This window comes from Pseudomonas sp. HMSC063H08, from assembly GCF_001813645.1.
Taxonomy (GTDB): domain Bacteria; phylum Pseudomonadota; class Gammaproteobacteria; order Pseudomonadales; family Pseudomonadaceae; genus Pseudomonas; species Pseudomonas aeruginosa.
This window is the reverse complement of record NZ_KV813620.1, coordinates 218,646-234,653: the sequence shown is the minus strand read 5'-3', so window position 1 is coordinate 234,653 and position 16,008 is coordinate 218,646. Positions and strand designations below refer to the sequence as shown.

At 67.3% G+C, this 16,008-nt stretch carries 17 protein-coding genes; 4 read left to right on the top strand and 13 right to left on the bottom strand.

Annotated elements, in window-relative coordinates; genetic code table 11:
* Position 1 precedes the first annotated feature (1 nt).
* The 3 genes from HMPREF2924_RS31670 to HMPREF2924_RS31660 form a co-directional block, all read right to left on the bottom strand.
* Positions 2 to 361: a PilZ domain-containing protein gene (locus HMPREF2924_RS31670; RefSeq protein WP_003093898.1), complete on the bottom strand. Its 360-nt coding sequence runs from the start codon at positions 359 to 361 to the stop codon at positions 2 to 4.
* A 60-nt stretch (positions 362 to 421) separates the two neighbouring features.
* Positions 422 to 844 carry a DUF4124 domain-containing protein gene (locus tag HMPREF2924_RS31665; RefSeq protein WP_003093901.1) on the bottom strand — a complete coding sequence of 141 codons (423 nt, stop codon included), beginning with the start codon at positions 842 to 844 and terminating at the stop codon, positions 422 to 424.
* A gap of 100 nt (positions 845 to 944) precedes the next feature.
* Positions 945 to 1,328, bottom strand: a complete 384-nt coding sequence (locus HMPREF2924_RS31660; protein WP_003120855.1) for a tetratricopeptide repeat protein — start codon at positions 1,326 to 1,328, stop codon at positions 945 to 947.
* Between the two features lie 93 nt (positions 1,329 to 1,421).
* Between HMPREF2924_RS31660 and HMPREF2924_RS31655 the strand changes: the two genes are divergently transcribed.
* The 3 genes from HMPREF2924_RS31655 to pyk all read left to right on the top strand — a co-directional run bounded on the left by HMPREF2924_RS31655 (position 1,422) and on the right by pyk (position 4,761).
* Complete coding sequence (locus tag HMPREF2924_RS31655; RefSeq protein WP_003093924.1) at positions 1,422 to 2,228, top strand: tol-pal system YbgF family protein; 807 nt, start codon at positions 1,422 to 1,424, stop codon at positions 2,226 to 2,228.
* An 84-nt stretch (positions 2,229 to 2,312) separates the two neighbouring features.
* Complete coding sequence (locus HMPREF2924_RS31650; protein ID WP_003134646.1) at positions 2,313 to 3,227, top strand: universal stress protein; 915 nt, start codon at positions 2,313 to 2,315, stop codon at positions 3,225 to 3,227.
* Positions 3,228 to 3,309: 82 nt separating this feature from the next.
* Positions 3,310 to 4,761: a pyruvate kinase gene (gene pyk / locus HMPREF2924_RS31645; protein ID WP_003134648.1), complete on the top strand. Its 1,452-nt coding sequence runs from the start codon at positions 3,310 to 3,312 to the stop codon at positions 4,759 to 4,761.
* Positions 4,762 to 4,950: 189 nt separating this feature from the next.
* On the opposite strand, the gene HMPREF2924_RS31640 is transcribed toward pyk, so the two are convergent.
* The 3 genes from HMPREF2924_RS31640 to HMPREF2924_RS31630 all read right to left on the bottom strand — a co-directional run bounded on the left by HMPREF2924_RS31640 (position 4,951) and on the right by HMPREF2924_RS31630 (position 7,836).
* Positions 4,951 to 5,724: an enoyl-CoA hydratase gene (locus HMPREF2924_RS31640; RefSeq protein WP_003110043.1), complete on the bottom strand. Its 774-nt coding sequence runs from the start codon at positions 5,722 to 5,724 to the stop codon at positions 4,951 to 4,953.
* Between the two features lie 65 nt (positions 5,725 to 5,789).
* Positions 5,790 to 6,716 carry an iron-sulfur-binding ferredoxin reductase gene (locus tag HMPREF2924_RS31635; RefSeq protein ID WP_003134650.1) on the bottom strand — a complete coding sequence of 309 codons (927 nt, stop codon included), beginning with the start codon at positions 6,714 to 6,716 and terminating at the stop codon, positions 5,790 to 5,792.
* Positions 6,709 to 7,836 (bottom strand): GGDEF domain-containing protein, encoded by a 1,128-nt coding sequence (locus HMPREF2924_RS31630; protein WP_003093937.1) that lies wholly within the window; start codon positions 7,834 to 7,836, stop codon positions 6,709 to 6,711. Before HMPREF2924_RS31630 ends, HMPREF2924_RS31635 begins: the two co-directional genes overlap by 8 nt.
* Before the next feature lie 277 nt (positions 7,837 to 8,113).
* Here HMPREF2924_RS31630 and HMPREF2924_RS31625 point away from each other — a divergent pair, with 277 nt between their 5' ends.
* Positions 8,114 to 9,637, top strand: coding sequence for a fumarate hydratase (locus HMPREF2924_RS31625; RefSeq protein WP_003093938.1), 1,524 nt, complete (start codon positions 8,114 to 8,116; stop codon positions 9,635 to 9,637).
* 96 nt (positions 9,638 to 9,733) lie between these two features.
* On the opposite strand, the gene HMPREF2924_RS31620 is transcribed toward HMPREF2924_RS31625, so the two are convergent.
* The 7 genes from HMPREF2924_RS31620 to HMPREF2924_RS31590 all read right to left on the bottom strand — a co-directional run bounded on the left by HMPREF2924_RS31620 (position 9,734) and on the right by HMPREF2924_RS31590 (position 15,953).
* Positions 9,734 to 11,041 carry an Nramp family divalent metal transporter gene (locus HMPREF2924_RS31620; protein WP_073699919.1) on the bottom strand — a complete coding sequence of 436 codons (1,308 nt, stop codon included), beginning with the start codon at positions 11,039 to 11,041 and terminating at the stop codon, positions 9,734 to 9,736.
* An 83-nt stretch (positions 11,042 to 11,124) separates the two neighbouring features.
* Positions 11,125 to 11,433, bottom strand: a complete 309-nt coding sequence (locus HMPREF2924_RS31615) for a ribbon-helix-helix domain-containing protein (RefSeq protein WP_003093942.1) — start codon at positions 11,431 to 11,433, stop codon at positions 11,125 to 11,127.
* A 20-nt stretch (positions 11,434 to 11,453) separates the two neighbouring features.
* Positions 11,454 to 12,038: a DJ-1/PfpI family protein gene (locus HMPREF2924_RS31610; RefSeq protein WP_003134656.1), complete on the bottom strand. Its 585-nt coding sequence runs from the start codon at positions 12,036 to 12,038 to the stop codon at positions 11,454 to 11,456.
* A 103-nt stretch (positions 12,039 to 12,141) separates the two neighbouring features.
* Positions 12,142 to 12,753: a DUF2846 domain-containing protein gene (locus tag HMPREF2924_RS31605; protein ID WP_003101143.1), complete on the bottom strand. Its 612-nt coding sequence runs from the start codon at positions 12,751 to 12,753 to the stop codon at positions 12,142 to 12,144.
* Between the two features lie 93 nt (positions 12,754 to 12,846).
* Positions 12,847 to 14,127 (bottom strand): acyltransferase family protein, encoded by a 1,281-nt coding sequence (locus tag HMPREF2924_RS31600; RefSeq protein WP_003112774.1) that lies wholly within the window; start codon positions 14,125 to 14,127, stop codon positions 12,847 to 12,849.
* 99 nt (positions 14,128 to 14,226) lie between these two features.
* Complete coding sequence (locus HMPREF2924_RS31595) at positions 14,227 to 15,306, bottom strand: phospholipase D-like domain-containing protein (protein WP_003120863.1); 1,080 nt, start codon at positions 15,304 to 15,306, stop codon at positions 14,227 to 14,229.
* A gap of 74 nt (positions 15,307 to 15,380) precedes the next feature.
* A complete protein-coding gene (locus tag HMPREF2924_RS31590) occupies positions 15,381 to 15,953 on the bottom strand; it encodes a YceI family protein (RefSeq protein ID WP_003093949.1) in 573 nt (190 codons plus the stop codon).
* Positions 15,954 to 16,008 lie beyond the last annotated feature (55 nt).

The window sequence follows — 16,008 nt, the reverse complement described above, 5'->3', positions numbered from 1 at the left end:
ATCAGACCGACTGCGGCTGGCGGGGGAAGCTGAAGTAGCGGCGCAGCGCCTCCACCAGTTCGAGGAATTCGGCGGGCGGCGCCAGCAGGTGGAAGCCGGAATCGAAATGACCGGGCGTGACGTCCTCGCAGGTCCACCGGCAGTCGGCGGAAAAATCGATGCATTGCGGGCGACCGCCCAGTCCCGGAACCTTCAGGCGCAGTTCGAAACGCGCGCCGACCAGCATCGGCAGTTGGCTGATCAGCAGCAGGCCGTCCTCGGAGACGTTGCCGATGTAGCCCATCGGCTTATCGGTGATGCGATTGAACACCTTCAGGTAGCTGGGCAACTGATGGCGCTGGATATGTCGTTGAAGACCCATAATGGCATTTCGCTATGATTTGCAGTCCAGTATGACGATGCCGGCGCTCGGGGAACAAGCTCAGCGGCAGCGTTCGGACTCCCGCGAGGCCAGTTCGCGACGAATGGCGTCCAGCTCGGCATCGCTCAGGTAAACCGGCCCGCCGCCGGCGTCCTGCCGATAGAAGCGGCCGCCGCGTTCGAGCTGGGACAACTGTTGCCGCAAGCGCCCGCATTCCTCGGCCAGCGCAGCCTGGCGCTGGCCGGCACGTTCGGCGGCGGCGGTGCGTTCCTCGCGACGAGCATCGAAATACTCCTGGGTGCGCTGCTCGCGCTGGCGGGTCGCGGCGTCACGTTCCACCACCTGCGGCCTGACTTCGACGCGTTGCGCGCCGGCCGGTGGCGTGGCGGAGAAGTGTACCTTGCCCTGGGCATCGGTCCAGCGATAGATGTCCGCCTGCGCCAGCACGGGCATCAGGGCGACACAGAACCACAGGGCACGCATGCGAACCTCCTCCGTGAAATCCAGGACGAAGCTTACCGGATCGACCGGGGTCCCATGCGACCGACGGTCAGCCTGAACGCCCGTCCAGTCTCCCGGCCGCCTACAGGCGGGTCGGCACGGCGCTGGCCGAGGCCGGCGTCTCGCTCAGCCGGCCCAGTTGGCGCAAGGTCTCCAGCCGCGCCTTGGCACGGTAGGCATATTCGCTGGTGGGGTAACGGGCGATGATGAAGTGGTAGGTCTGCGCCGCGTCGACGAACAGGCTCTGGCGTTCCAGGCACTGGCCGCGCAGCAGCGAGATTTCCGGCTGCAGGTAGGGCCGCGCGCGAATCCGCCGTTCGGCCCGCGACAGGTCGAGCATCACCTGTGCGCAATCGCCTTTGTCGTAGGCGCGGTAGGCCCCGTTCAGGTCGCTGTTCAGCGACCAGCTGTTACAACCGGTGGCACTCAGCGCCAGGCAGGCAACGATCAAGCTTCGCATAGGCATATCCTCCGTTGGGAACTGTATCGGCGCGTATTGGCGTGACTGAAGGGCCTGACTAGACTGGGGTGGCTCTCGCCCTGGCGCCAAGGAGATGCCATGCGCTTCGCCCGCCGTCTCGTCCTGCTCCCATTGTTGTCGCTGCTGGCCGCCTGTTCGCCGACCACGCCGCTGTTCGTCGCCCAGGTGACCACTGGCGAAGTCGCCGAATACAAGCAGATGAAGAGCAACCGCATGACCGCCGCCATCGAGGAGGAAGGCGACCTGCTGACCTACAGCGCCATGGCGATCCGCGACAACAGGAGCGCCGAGGCGGAGAAGCTCTACCTCACCGGCTACGACAATAGCCGCTACAGCGCCGAGGTGCGCGGTATCTCGCTGTACCAGATCGGCCTGATCTACATGAGCCGCTACAACGACCAGCGCGACGACGCCAAGGCCACCGACTACTTCCAGCGCGTGGTCCGCGAGTTCCCCGGCACCCACGCCGCCGAGCATGCCCAGGCGCGCCTGCTGGCGATGCGCCAGCGAGCCAGGGAGCCGGTGCAGAAGAGCGCCCGCGAATTGCTCGCCACCTGGAAGCCGCAGCAGAACCTCGACCTCTACAAGACCAGCCTCGACCCGGACATGACCCTGCTGTCGCGCCGCGCGGTGCTCAAGGATCGCGTCGACGAGGCCGCCGAGCTCTACCTGCTGGCGGTCAACGATCCGGCGATTCCTGCCGGTATAAAGGAAAAGGCCCTCTACCAGCTCGGCCTGATGTACCTGGCGCCAGACAACCCGCACCCGAACCGCGACAAGGCCATCGAATACCTGCGCCGCCAGTTGCTCGACTATCCTGAAGGCGAATTGTCGAACAAGGCCAGCCGGCACCTCGACCAGGCGCTCAACGTGCAACCGCGCTGATCCCCGCCGGACTGACCCAGATCAAGCGCCCGTCGCGGCGCCTGGTCTGCAATGGCATTCCCGCCCAGTGCCAGGAGCGTTGCCATGAACCTGCATAACCTGCTGGTGGTCGTCGACCCGAGCAGCGACGAACAGCCGGCCCTTACCCGTGCCCAGTGGATCGCCGAACGCAGCGGCGCCAGCGTCGAGTTGCTGCTGTGCGACTTCAACCCGGCGCTGGACGGCGGGCTGTTCTTCGACAGTCACTCGCTGCAGCGTGCCCGCGACCTTTACCTGGACGAACGGGTCACCTGGCTGGAGCAGCTTTCCATGCCGCTGCAGCAGGCCGGCATCCGCACTCAGGTCGAGGCCCAGTGGGGCAAGCCGCTGGACCGGATGGTCCTGCAACGGGTCGGCGAAACCCGGCCCGACCTGGTCCTCAAGAGCACCCGCAAGCACAACCTGCTGCGCCGCCTGCTACTGGGCAACAGCGACTGGCAATTGATCCGCCACTGCCCGCAGCCGCTCTGGCTGGTCCATCACGACGCCTGGCGCGGCCAGCGCCTGTGCGCGGCGCTCGACCCGCTGCATGCCAGCGACAAGCCGGCCGCCCTCGATCACCGGCTGATCGCCGCCGCCCGCCAGCTCGAAGCCAGCCTGGGGCTGCGCGCCGACTACCTGCATACCCACGCGGCGATGCCGCGCAGCCTGCTGTTCGACGCGGAAATGCTCGCCGGCTACGAGCGTTTCGTGCTGCAACATGAGGAACGTCACCGCCAGGCCTTCGACGACCTGCTGGCAGCCTACCCGGAGATCGCCGCGGAGCGCCGCCACCTGCTGGCCGGCTATGCCGAGCAGACGATCCCCGACTTCGTCCGGGCCAACGACATCGACCTGCTGCTGATGGGCGCGGTCGCCCGGGGGCACCTGGACAACGCGCTGATCGGGCAAACCGCCGAACGCGTCCTGGAGGAGGTGGAATGCGACCTGCTGGTGCTCAAACCGACAAATGACATCTGATGCAGATAGTATGACTCCGCAGTCGCCGCCGAGCCTCGCCGGTGGTAGCCTGCACGCCAGCGTTATCCAAGGAGTCCTTTGCATGTCCGTTCGCCGCACCAAAATCGTCGCTACCCTCGGCCCAGCCAGCAATTCCCCGGAAGTGCTGGAGCAACTGATCCTGGCCGGGATCGACGTCGCCCGCCTCAACTTTTCCCACGGCACCCCCGATGAACACCGCGCCCGCGCCAGGCTGGTGCGCGAACTGGCGGCCAAGCACGGCCGCTTCGTCGCCCTGCTCGGCGACCTGCAAGGACCGAAGATCCGCATCGCCAAGTTCGCCAACAAGCGCATCGAATTGCAGGTCGGCGACAAGTTCCGCTTCTCCACCAGCCACGCCCGCGACGCCGGTACCCAGGAAGTGGTCGGCATCGACTACCCGGACCTGGTGAAGGACTGCGGGGTCGGCGATGAACTGCTGCTGGACGACGGCCGGGTGGTGATGGTGGTCGAGGAAGTCACCGCCGACGAACTGCGCTGCCGGGTGCTGATCGGCGGCCCGCTGTCCGACCACAAGGGCATCAACCGCCGCGGCGGCGGTCTCACCGCGCCGGCGCTGACCGACAAGGACAAGGCCGACATCAAGCTGGCCGCGGACATGGACCTGGACTACGTGGCCGTTTCCTTCCCGCGCGACGCCAAGGACATGGAATACGCCCGCCGCCTGCTCACCGAGGCCGGAGGCAAGGCCTGGCTGGTGGCCAAGATCGAGCGCGCCGAGGCGGTCGCCGACGACGACGCCCTCGACGGCCTGATTCGTGCCAGCGACGCGGTGATGGTGGCCCGTGGCGACCTCGGCGTGGAAATCGGCGATGCCGAGCTGGTCGGCATCCAGAAGAAGATCATCCTGCACGCCCGCCGCAACAATAAAGTGGTGATCACCGCGACCCAGATGATGGAGTCGATGATCCACAGCCCGATGCCGACCCGCGCGGAAGTCTCCGACGTGGCCAACGCCGTGCTCGACTACACCGACGCGGTGATGCTCTCGGCGGAAAGCGCCGCCGGCGAGTACCCGGTGGAAGCGGTGAAAGCCATGGCCCGCGTCTGCCAGGGCGCCGAGAAGCACCCGACCAGCCAGAAATCCAGCCACCGCCTCGGCCAGACCTTCGACCGCTGCGACGAGAGCATCGCCCTGGCGTCGATGTACACGGCCAACCACTTCCCGGGGATCAAGGCGATCATCTGCCTGACCGAAAGCGGCTTCACCCCGCTGATCATGTCGCGCATCCGCTCGTCGGTACCGATCTACGCCTACTCCCCGCACCGCGAGACCCAGGCTCGCGTGGCGATGTTCCGCGGCGTGGAAACCATCCCCTTCGACCCGGCGGCGCTGCCGGCGGAGAAGGTCAGCCAGGCCGCGGTCGACGAGTTGCTCAAGCGCGGCGTGGTGACCAAGGGCGACTGGGTGATCCTGACCAAGGGCGACAGCTACACCGCCCAGGGCGGCACCAACACCATGAAGGTGCTGCACGTCGGCGACCTGCTGGTATAAGCGCACGTCGCGGCGGATAACGCCCGTGGCGTTATCCGCCCTACGGACCGGCGCTCCGCTAACTCAACGTGGTGTAGGGCGAATAACCGCTACGCGGTTATCCGCCGTTTCAGCCGCATCGCGGCGAATAACGCCTGGGGCGTTATCCGCCCTACGGATCGTCGCTCCGCTGGCCCAACAGCGGTGTGCTCAGGCGAACCTGGAGAAATCCGGCTGGCGCCGGTGCATGAAGGCGCTGAGCGCCTCGATCGCCTCGGGCGAGCGCAGTCGGGTACTGAAGATATCGCCTTCCTCGGCGATCACCCGGCGAAGCTCCTCGATAAACGGCGCTTTCATCAGGCGCTTGCTCTCCACTACCGCCGAGGGCGCCAGGTGCAGGAAGCGCCGGGCCGCATCGCGGGCGTGCTCCAGCACCGTGGCGCCATCCTCCAGCGCCGCATTGGCCAGGCCCCAGGCCGCCGCCTGCTCGCCGCTGAAGTCCTGGCCAAGCATCAGCAATTCCGCAGCCCTGGCATGACCGAGCATGCGCGGCAGGATCAGGCTCGAGCCGAACTCCGGTGTCAGGCCGAGGTTGACGAACGGCATCTTCAATCGCGCGTTGCGACCAACGAAGACCAGATCGCAATGCAGCAGCAGGGTGGTGCCGATACCCACCGCCGGTCCGTTCACCGCGGCGATCACCGGCTTGGGGAATTCCAGCAGGGCGCTCATGAAGCGGCCGACCGGGCTGTCGCGCAGGGATGGCGGTTGCTCGAGGAAGTCGAGGATGTCGTTGCCGCTGGTGAAGCAGGCATCGCCGCCAGTGATCAGCACTACCCGCACAGCCGTATCGGCCTGCGCCTCCAGCAGCGCCTCGGCCATCCGGCTGTACATCGCGCGGGTCAGCGCGTTCTTCTTGTCCTGGCGGTCCAGGCGCAGGGTCAGCAGCCCTGTTTCGCGTTCGACCCGAATCAGCTCGCTCATCGTCACTCCAGGGATGCGGCGCAAGGCCGCGGCAATGGCTGCAAGGCACCGCCACCGGCGCCGCGTCAGGCGTGGGGCAGGAACAGGTCCGCCAGGGTCTGGCTACGCGGTACGCCGGCCAGGTAGAGATGCCGGGCGAAGCGTTCGACGCTGACGGGTTGGCCGCAGAGTAAGGCCATGCTGCGCCGCGGAACAAGGCGGAGATCGGCCAAGGCAGAGGGCAACTGCGCCGCCGACACCAGGTTGACGCGCAGTTGCGGATGACGCCCGGCCAACTCCGCCAACTCGCTCGCCAGGTAGTGGTCGCGCGCCAGGTGCAGTAGCTGGATCGGCGCCTGGTGTTCCGCGCGCAAGGCCTCGCGAAGTATCCCCCAGAGCGGCGCCAGCCCGGTGCCGGCGGCCATCAGCAACAGCGGTCGCTCCTGCCAGTCCGGCTCGTAGCGCAACGCCCCGCCGCGCAACTCGCCCAGACGCAGGAGCGCGCCAGGCGCCAGGCGCCGGGCGCGGTCGCAGAACGCGCCGGGAGCGCTACAGTCGATGTGGAACTCCAGCCATGGGTCCTCGTGAGGCAGGCTGGCCAGCGAATAGGGACGCGCCACGCCATCGTCGCTCCACAGCAGCAGGTGCTGCCCGGCGCGATAGCGCAAGGGCCGCTCCGGCTCCAGGCGCAGGCGCAGCACATCGCCCAGCCAGTGGCAGGCGACGACCCTGGCCGGCAGCCCGTCGCGCTCAGGATCGAAAGGCTGCAACACGAGGTCGCCGAGCACCCGGCACTGACAGGCCAGCCGCCAGCCCGCTTCGCGCCGTACCGGATCGAGCGCCTCCGGGAGGGTGTCTTCCACCTCGCCCTGCAGGCAATGCACCAGGCAGGCGTGGCAACTGCCGGCGCGGCAGCTATGGGGCACGGCGATGCCGCCGGCGAGCAGCGCATCCAGCAGGTTGCTGCCGGCGGCGACGGCAAGACGTCGCTCGCCGACCCGTATGTCAGGCACTGGTGACCTCCCAGGTGGCGTCGCAGCGGTTTCGTCCGCCACGCTTGGCACGGTAGAGCGCCTGGTCGGCCCGCTGCAAGGCCTCGTCGAGATCGTCGTCGGCATACAGCAGGGTCATGCCCACCGAAAGGCTCAGGGTATCCACCGTGACCCCGACCGGTTCCGCCTGTTCGAACGCCAGGCGCAGGCGTTCGCAACAGCTTTCCAGCTGTTCCGCGTCGGCGTGGGGCAGCAGCAGGACGAACTCCTCGCCGCCGTAACGGGCCAGGACGTCGCCATCGCGTAGACAGGAACGCGCCACCGCGGCGAAGGTCTGCAGGACCCGATCGCCGGCGGCGTGGCCGTGGCGGTCGTTGATCCGCTTGAAGTGATCGAGGTCGATCAGCGCCAGGCCGTGCTGCCGGTTCGGCAGCAGGTCTTCCAGCGCCCGACTGGCCAGGCGCATGAAATGCCGGCGGTTGAACAGCCCGGTGAGTTCGTCGGTGGCCACCAGGTCTTCCAGTTGGCGCATCATGCCGCGCAGCGTGTCCTGGTGCGCCTGCAAGGCATAGCGGCGCTGGCGCATGCGTTGCCGCATCGCCTGTATGTAGCTGGCGAACAGGCTCAGCCAGACCATTACGATGAACATCACGAGCACCTGCAATGCAGCCCGGCCCGGCAGCTCGAGACGCTGCTGCAAGGCCTCTACCAGGTAGATGCCGGAAAAAGCGATGAACGCCAGCGCCGCACAGCGGGCGAAGACCCGCGGCGGCAGTTGGAACACGCCGAACAGCAGGGCCAGCACGTAGAACACCATGAAGGTGCCGCGCAGGCTGTCGACGTGATAGAGGAAATAGGTCAGCCAGGCGATCGCCACCAGCACCTGCGGCTCGGTCAGGCTGGGATCGGCGTAACGCAGGTTGCGACCGCTGGCGAACAGCCAGAGGAAGGCCAGTTGGCAAGCCACCACCAGGGTGGTGCTGGCTGCCGCGGTGGTCGGCGCTGCGCGGTAGAAGCCGCTGAGTAGCGCCAGCCAGAGCAGGACCAGGCCGAGCAGGTAGGTGCCTGCGGCCATGCCGAACCGGCGGAGCAAGAGCTTTTGCAGCGCACGCTGTTTCAGAGGAGGCTTGTCTGTGCGCATGGGCTCCGTCCCGTAATGGCACCTGGCCGCAATGTACCCTGCCCCCTGCGGGTTGCCTAGTCGAACGAACTGCCAGCTAGCGGACCGCGGATTTATCGGCCGACCAGCCGGCTGGCCGACCAAGGTCTGATCGTCGGCGCGTGCGCCCGTCTCGCCGGAACGGCTATACTGTCGCGCCTTTTTTGCGCCGGTGCCTGACCGGCGCGCTCCTCGGCTGCGGCCGGCTCCGTGACCCTGCCCCGCATCCGAATTACCCGCCTGAAGAGGACCGTGCTCCATGGCCGTGATCAAGCAAGACGACCTGATCCAGAGCGTCGCCGATGCCCTGCAGTTCATCTCCTACTACCACCCGGTCGATTTCATCCAGGCCATGCATGAGGCCTACCTGCGCGAAGAATCGCCGGCTGCCCGCGACTCCATGGCGCAGATCCTGATCAACTCGCGCATGTGCGCCACCGGCCACCGCCCGATCTGCCAGGACACCGGGATCGTCACCGTGTTCGTCCGGGTCGGCATGGACGTGCGCTGGGACGGCGCTACCATGAGCGTCGACGATATGATCAACGAAGGCGTGCGCCGCGCCTACAACCTGCCGGAGAACGTCCTGCGCGCCTCGATCCTGGCCGACCCGGCCGGCGCGCGGAAGAACACCAAGGACAACACGCCGGCGGTGATCCACTACTCCATCGTTCCCGGCGACAAGGTCGAGGTCGATGTCGCGGCCAAGGGCGGCGGCTCGGAGAACAAGTCGAAGATGGCCATGCTCAACCCGTCCGACTCGATCGTCGACTGGGTGCTGAAGACTGTACCGACCATGGGCGCCGGCTGGTGCCCGCCGGGCATGCTCGGCATCGGCATCGGCGGCACCGCGGAGAAAGCAGCGGTGATGGCGAAGGAAGTCCTCATGGACCCGATCGACATCCACGAACTGAAGGCCCGCGGCCCGCAGAACCGCATCGAGGAACTGCGCCTGGAGCTGTTCGAGAAGGTCAACCAGCTGGGCATCGGTGCCCAGGGCCTGGGCGGCCTGACCACCGTGCTCGACGTCAAGATCATGGACTACCCGACCCACGCCGCCTCGCTGCCGGTGTGCATGATCCCCAACTGCGCCGCGACCCGCCACGCCCACTTCGTGCTCGACGGCTCCGGCCCCGCCGAACTGGAAGCGCCGTCGCTCGACGCCTACCCGGAGATCGTCTGGGAAGCCGGCCCGTCCGCGCGCCGCGTCGACCTGGACAAGATCACCCCGGAAGAGGTGCAAAGCTGGAAACCGGGCGAGACCCTGCTGCTCAACGGCAAGATGCTCACCGGCCGCGACGCCGCGCACAAGCGCATGGTCGACATGCTGAACAAGGGCGAAACGCTGCCGGTGGACCTGAAAGGCCGCTTCATCTATTACGTCGGCCCGGTCGATCCGGTCGGCGACGAGGTGGTCGGCCCGGCCGGTCCCACCACCGCCACCCGGATGGACAAGTTCACCCGCCAGATCCTCGAACAGACCGGCCTGCTGGGCATGATCGGCAAGTCCGAGCGCGGTCCCATCGCCATCGAGGCGATCAAGGACAACAAGGCGGTATACCTGATGGCCGTCGGCGGCGCCGCCTACCTGGTCGCCCAGGCGATCAAGAAGTCCAAGGTGCTGGCCTTCGCCGAACTGGGCATGGAAGCGATCTACGAGTTCGAGGTGAAGGACATGCCGGTCACCGTCGCGGTCGATACCAACGGCGAGTCGGTGCACATCACCGGCCCGGCGGTCTGGCAGAAGAAGATCGCCGAAAGCCTGGCGGTCGAGGTCAAGTAAGCCTGCTCCATCCCTGGAAAAGCCCGGCCCCGCGCCGGGCTTTTTCGTACGGCCACTGGCCGGAGCCTGGACTGGCAGCGCCGCAGGCGCCTTGGTTCAGCCGAACCAGAAATACAGCAAGGTCAGGTTCGCCGCCGAGATCAGGCCGAACAACGACCAGGCCAGCGCGCTGACCCAGCGCGGGTTGACGAATTCCCCCATGAGGCCCCGGTCGCTGCTGAAGCGAATCAGCGGCCACAGGGCGAACGGCAATTGCAGGCTAAGCACCACCTGGCTGAACACCAGCAGCTTGCCTACCGCGCCTTCGCCCAGCCAGAGCACGCCGATCAAGGCCGGCACCAGGGCCAGGCCGCGGGTGATCAGGCGCCGCTGCCAGCAGGGAATCTTCGCCCGGAGGAAACCCTCCATCACCACCTGCCCGGCAATGGTGCCGGTGAAGGTCGAGCTTTGCCCTGCCGCCAGCAGGGCGAAGCCGAACAGGAAGCTGGCCAGGGCGCCGCCCACCAACGGGTCGAGCAGGTGGTAGGCGTCCTGGATCTCCACCACCTCGGTATGGCCGCTGCCGTGGAAAGCCGCGGCGGCGAGGATCAGGATCGCCGCATTGACCAGCAGCGCCAGGGACAGCGAGCCGATGGTGTCGAGCCGGGAAAAGCGGATCGCCGAGCGTTTGCTCGCCGCGTCGTCGCCGCTGACCCGGGTCTGCACCACGGACGAATGCAGGTAGAGGTTGTGCGGCATCACCGTCGCGCCGAGGATGCCGATCGCCAGGTACAGCGGCTCCTGGCTGCTCAGGGTGTCCCAGGATGGCCGCAGGCCGGCGGCGACATCCGGCCAGTAGGGGCCGATCAGCACCAGTTCGACGAAGAAACACGCGCCGATGGTCGCGATCAGCCCCAGCACTATGGCCTCCAGGCGGCGGAAGTTGGCGCCCTGCAGGGCCAGCACGATCAGGGTATCGAAGGCGGTGAGGACCACCCCGGTGGTAATCGAGACTCCCAGCAGCAGGTGGAAGGCCAGCGCCGCGCCGAGCACCTCGGCAAGGTCGGTGGCGACGATCGACAGCTCCGCCAGCAGCCATTGGCCACGCGCCACGCCAGGGCGGTAGCGCTCCCGGGAGAGCTGCGCGAGGTCGCGGCCGGTGGCGATCCCCAGGCGCGAACAGAGGCTTTGCAGGAGCATCCCGGAAAAGCTCGCCAGCACCACCACGAACAGCAGCGCGTAGCCGAAGCGCGAGCCCGCCTCGATGGCGGTGGCCCAGTTGCCGGGGTCCATGTAGCCGACCGAGACCAGCAGGCCGGGGCCGACGAACAGCGCCAGCTTGCGCAGCGGCGAGGCGTCGGCCGGCACCGCCACGCTGTGGCTGACCGCCGAGGGACAGAACGGCGCGGTGGCCGTGGTGGGCAGGGAGTATTTCACGAGGCGACGCCGGATCGGGGAGGAAGTGCGACCAGCCTAAACGTTTCACCCCGGTCGCGTCTTCCCTCCCCTCAGGCCTGGGCGCGCTGGCCGACCAGGCTCAGCTCGGCGACCTTCTCGCGCCGCTGCGCCAGGTAGCGGGTGCAACTGACACGCAGGAAGGAGGCGAAGTTGAGCACCTCGCCGCGATAGTCCATCACTTCCTCGTAGAGCTTGGTGATCAACTGGTTGGTGCTCAGGCCCTCGCCTTCGGCGATTTCCCGGAGGATGTCCCAGAACTGGTTCTCCAGGCGCAGGGTGGTCACCACCCCGCGGATGCGCAAGGAACGCGAGCGCGATTCATAGAGGATCGGGTCGGCTTTCACATAGAGTTCGCACATGCGCGGGGGTCTCCTGGGTCTCAGTGGCTGATGCGGGTGCCGAGCACCTCGAGGAAGCGCGCCAGCCACGCCGGATGCGCCGGCCAGGCCGGCGCAGTGACCAGGTGGCCGTCGACGTGGGCCTGGTCCAACGGAATGTCGACGTACTCGCCGCCGGCCAGCCGCACCTCCGGGGCGCAGGCCGGATAGGCGCTGCACGCCCGCCCTTGCAGGACGCCGGCGGCGGCCAGCAGCTGGGCGCCATGGCAGACCGCGGCGATCGGCTTGCGCGCGGCGTCGAAGGCACGCACCAGAGCCAGCACCTGCTCGTTCAGGCGCAGGTATTCGGGGGCGCGGCCGCCGGGGATCAGCAGGGCATCGTAATCCTCGGCGCGGGCCTGGGCAAAGTCGGCATTGAGGGTGAAGTTGTGGCCCGGCTTCTCACTGTAGGTCTGGTCGCCTTCGAAATCGTGGATGGCGGTGCGCACGCTTTGCCCGGCCCGCTTGTCCGGACACACCGCATGCACCTGGTGGCCCACCATCTGCAGGGCCTGGAACGGGACCATGGTTTCGTAGTCTTCGGCATAGTCGCCAACCAGCATCAGGATCTTCTTCGCAGCCATCACGCGCACTCCTTCGGGCAGGGCCCGGTCATACCGGGGATGCACCTAAGGTAGCCAATCCGCAGGGGGACGCGGGTAATAGACGGTTACTACACGCGTGCCGGGTTCAGATGCCGATCTTGTCCAGGGCCCGCCCGACGCCTTCCCAGAACGAGCGCTGCACGCGTTTCCGGTAGCCGCTGGCGGCGAACTGCATGGGTTCCTGGACCTGGTGGGTAGCGCCGATTTCCGCAGCGCCGAGATCGGCCGCCACCAATTGCAGCGGGCCATCGCCCTCACCCGCCGGGTGCTCGCTCTTCGGTGGCGGGTTGAGTTCGTCGTAGCGCAGGTAGTAGACCGAGCCGGCCCTGGCCTCGAGCATGAAGCTGGCGATGCGGGTGAAATCCATCGGACCGTCGGCGAACAGGGTCCAGAAGCTGCCCGCCAACGGCCGGCGCATTTCCAGCTTGTAGCTGCCGGTCTCGAACTCGAACGCCAGGTAGCCGTTGCTCGGCAGGCTGCCGATCAGTTCGTTGTTGAGGAAGATCCCCGGCGCCTCGAGTTCCTCGTCCGCCCACTGGCTCCGCGGACGGTAGAGGTAGACGGTGGCGTGGCTGGCATCGGCACTCGGATGGGCGACGAAGGCCGGTCCGTCCACCGCACCGAAGAACGCGCCGGGCGTGCTGCAGCCGACCAGGCTCGCGACGATCGACAGGGCCAGCGACAGGCTGCGCAGCATGCTCCATCCCTCTTCTTATGGTTATCCGCGCAGCATAACCAGCCGGGCCGGGCCTGCCACCCGTCGAAAGTCCGGTTCGCCGGGAGAACGGCCTCAGGCCGGGCGCGGCACCTTGGCCAGCGCCGGCGCCGGCATCAGCCGGCGCACCAGCCACTTGCGCACCGGCACCACGCCGCGCTCCTGGAACAGTACGCAGAACGCCACCAGCAGGACCAGGAACAGCGGGTAGTAGAGCAGCGACGATGGCAGCGCGGCCGCCGCCTCGGTGCAGGCGCGCCAGTCGTCGAGACAACGCCCCGGCACGGCGATAAGGCGCTCGCTACGGGAGAACAGGGTGAACATCGGCACATGCAGGGCGAACAGCGACAGCGAGGCGGCCCCCAGGCGCGGCGACCAGTGGCGGACGAAAGCGCTCTTCGGGTCGGCGGGCAGCGCGCAAAGGCACACCAGCAGCAACTGGGCCGGCAGCAGCAGGCCGTTGTGCAGCAGGAAGTACCAATGCTTGGCGCCCTGGGTGAACAGGTAGTCGGCCACCAGGAAGGCCGCCACCACCAGCGCCACCAGCGCGGCCAGCAGGCCGCGTCCCGGCACCATGCCGCGGTCGCGGTAGCCGCGGAACAACCCGTAGGCCAGGATGCCGCCAAGGAATTCCGGCAGGCGCAGCAACGGATTGCGGTGCAGCAGGCCGGTCCAGGGGATCCCGTAGCTCTCGCTGGCCACTACCAGCGCCGGCGGGATCAGGTAGACCAGCCAGACCAGCGCCAGCACCTTCCACTTGTGCCGGCTGCGCATCAGCCGCGGGGCGACGAAGGGAAACGCCAGGTAGAAGAACATCAGCGTCGACAGCGACCACAACGGCGCGTTGAAGGTCAGGTAATAGGGATTCCAGGCCTGCAGCAGGAGGATCTGCAGGATGCTGTTGACGAACAGTTCGGTGTTGCTCATCCAGTGCAGGAAGAGTTCCGGGTGGGTGCGGCCGAGCACTTCGTTGGTGTCGTAGATGACGAAGCGCGGGGTGGCCTTGTCCAGCTCGGGACCGATTCCCAGGTGGCTGAGGGCCAGCAGCACCAGGATCGACAGCAGCAGGGAGAACAGGTGCAGCGGATAGAGATTGGACAGTCGCTTGGTCCAGAAGCTGCGGGCGCTTTCGCGCAACCGGCCGCTGCGTGCGTAGACATGGGCCAGGAGGAAGCCGGAAAGCACGAAGAAGGTACTGGTGGCGAAGAACCCCAAGCTGGTCAGTTCGTCGAGACCGGGAAACTTCTGCTCTTTCGGATAGGTATGCAGGGTGTGGTACACCACCACGTACAGGCCGAGCAGGAAGCGCAACCATTCCAGTCCGATGAAACGTTCCTTGGAGTCGGGCGTTGCCACGCATCTCTCCTTTGTCATTGTAATGGGCGGTCCGGGGTAGACCCGCAAGCTCCCCGGCAAGTTTCACCGGGCCGGCCAGCGGCTACGAACGGCCGCTCCCTAGCGCCGGCGGTCGAGGAAATTCACCACTACCCGGTCCAGCCAACCCCACAGGCGCTGGTGCAGGCGCATCCACAGGGGTCGCGCGCGCCACATCGCCAGGGTCACCTCGCGGCTGTCGGCGAAGTCCGCCAGCAGGCTCGCCGCCGCCTCATTGGTGAAGTCCGGGTCGAGGGCCTCGAGATTGGCGTCGAGGTTGAAGCGTAGATTCCAATGATCGAAGTTGCAGGAGCCGACGCTCACCCAATCGTCGACCATGACCATCTTCAGGTGCAGGAAGCGCGGCTGGTATTCGTGGATGCGCACGCCGGCGCGCAGCAGGCGCGGGTAGTAGCGCTGCCCGGCATAGCGCACCGGGGCGTGGTCGGTGAGCCGCCCGGCCAGCAGCAGGCGCACCTCCACGCCGCGCTGGGCGGCCTTGCGCAGGGCCCGGCGAACCTTCCAGGTCGGCAGGAAGTACGGCGTCGCCAGCCAGATCCGTCGGCGCGAGCCGTTCAGCGCGCGGACCAGCGATTGCAGGATGTCGCGGTGCTGGCGGGCGTCGGCGTAGGCCACCCGGCCCAACCCACGGGCCGCCCCCGGCTGCGGCGGAAGGCGGGTAAGGGTCATGCCCTCGCGGGGCTTCCAGGCTTTCTCTTCGAGACAGGCCAGCCATTGCCGCTCGAACAGCGCCGCCCAGTCCGCCACCACCGGGCCGTCCATCTCGACCATCACCTCGCGCCAGGCGCTGACGTCGCTGACCGGTTCCCAGAATTCGTCGGTGATCCCGGCGCCGCCGACATAACCGAGGCGCCCGTCCACCAGCAGCAGCTTGCGATGGTCGCGGTAGAGATTGCCGCCAGTCAGCTTCCAGCGCAGCGGGTTGTACAGCCGCAGTTCGCCGCCGGCCTCGCGCAGGCGCTGGATCCAGGCGCTGCCCAGGCCTAGGCAGCCGAAGCCGTCGAACAGGCAGCGCACGGCGACGCCCCGGCGGCGGGCATCCAGCAGGGCGACGAGAAACAGTTCGGCGCAATGCCCGTCTTCCACCAGGTACAGCTCCAGCTCGATGCTCCGCTGCGCCGCCTCGATGGCCAGCAGCATGCGCGGGAAGAACCGCACGCCGTCATTGAGCAGGGCGAAGCGGTTGTCGCTGCGCCAGGGAAAGACCGGGCCGCTCACCGCGAAGTGAAGATCAGCACGGCGCCGACCGGCACCGAGAGCCCGATGCTGCCGGCGCCGGCCAGCTTGCGCAGGGTCTCGATGCCGGGGGCGAGGTCGAAGTCGGCGGCGTCCAGCACCAGCGGCGACAGGGTCACCACCTGGAAGCGATGCTCGTCCAGGCGGGTCACCAACAGGTCGCTGGCGTAGCTCTTGCGCTTGCCGTGCAGGCTGACGGTCACCGGCTGGCGCATTTCCAGTTGCACGCCGTCGGCCAGCTCGACGATCGGCGCCAGGTCGAGCTGGGCGGTGATCTCCGCCTCGGCGAAGCGCTTGGTCTCGAACAGATGCTCGCGGATGCGTTCGTCGCGCAGCGGGATGTCGGTGCTCACCGAGTCCAGCTCGACGCGCAGGCGCGCCTGCCCCTTGTCGTCGACCTTGCCGTGCATGACCAGGAAGCGGCCGACTTCCGAAAGGGTAGCGTTCTTGGTGGAGATGAAACTGAGTCGCGACGACTCGTAGTCCAGGTACCAGGCGGCCTGGACCGGCAAGGCCAGGAGGGCCAGGCCGAGGCAGATCAACTTGTGCATGCGGGCTCCCTTTGCGTCCGGCGCCACCTTAAACCGGCCGCCTGGGAGCAGGCAA

Bases quoted from the DNA above. Each gene is read 5' to 3' on its own strand.
- HMPREF2924_RS31670 (WP_003093898.1), bottom strand. From the start codon at position 361: ATGGGTCTTCAACGACATATCCAGCGCCATCAGTTGCCCAGCTACCTG.
- HMPREF2924_RS31665 (WP_003093901.1), bottom strand. From the start codon at position 844: ATGCGTGCCCTGTGGTTCTGTGTCGCCCTGATGCCCGTGCTGGCGCAG.
- HMPREF2924_RS31660 (WP_003120855.1), bottom strand. From the start codon at position 1,328: ATGCCTATGCGAAGCTTGATCGTTGCCTGCCTGGCGCTGAGTGCCACC.
- HMPREF2924_RS31655 (WP_003093924.1), top strand. From the start codon at position 1,422: ATGCGCTTCGCCCGCCGTCTCGTCCTGCTCCCATTGTTGTCGCTGCTG.
- HMPREF2924_RS31650 (WP_003134646.1), top strand. From the start codon at position 2,313: ATGAACCTGCATAACCTGCTGGTGGTCGTCGACCCGAGCAGCGACGAA.
- pyk (WP_003134648.1), top strand. From the start codon at position 3,310: ATGTCCGTTCGCCGCACCAAAATCGTCGCTACCCTCGGCCCAGCCAGC.
- HMPREF2924_RS31640 (WP_003110043.1), bottom strand. From the start codon at position 5,724: ATGAGCGAGCTGATTCGGGTCGAACGCGAAACAGGGCTGCTGACCCTG.
- HMPREF2924_RS31630 (WP_003093937.1), bottom strand. From the start codon at position 7,836: ATGCGCACAGACAAGCCTCCTCTGAAACAGCGTGCGCTGCAAAAGCTC.
- HMPREF2924_RS31625 (WP_003093938.1), top strand. From the start codon at position 8,114: ATGGCCGTGATCAAGCAAGACGACCTGATCCAGAGCGTCGCCGATGCC.
- HMPREF2924_RS31615 (WP_003093942.1), bottom strand. From the start codon at position 11,433: ATGTGCGAACTCTATGTGAAAGCCGACCCGATCCTCTATGAATCGCGC.
- HMPREF2924_RS31605 (WP_003101143.1), bottom strand. From the start codon at position 12,753: ATGCTGCGCAGCCTGTCGCTGGCCCTGTCGATCGTCGCGAGCCTGGTC.
- HMPREF2924_RS31595 (WP_003120863.1), bottom strand. From the start codon at position 15,306: ATGCTGCTGGCCATCGAGGCGGCGCAGCGGAGCATCGAGCTGGAGCTG.
- HMPREF2924_RS31590 (WP_003093949.1), bottom strand. From the start codon at position 15,953: ATGCACAAGTTGATCTGCCTCGGCCTGGCCCTCCTGGCCTTGCCGGTC.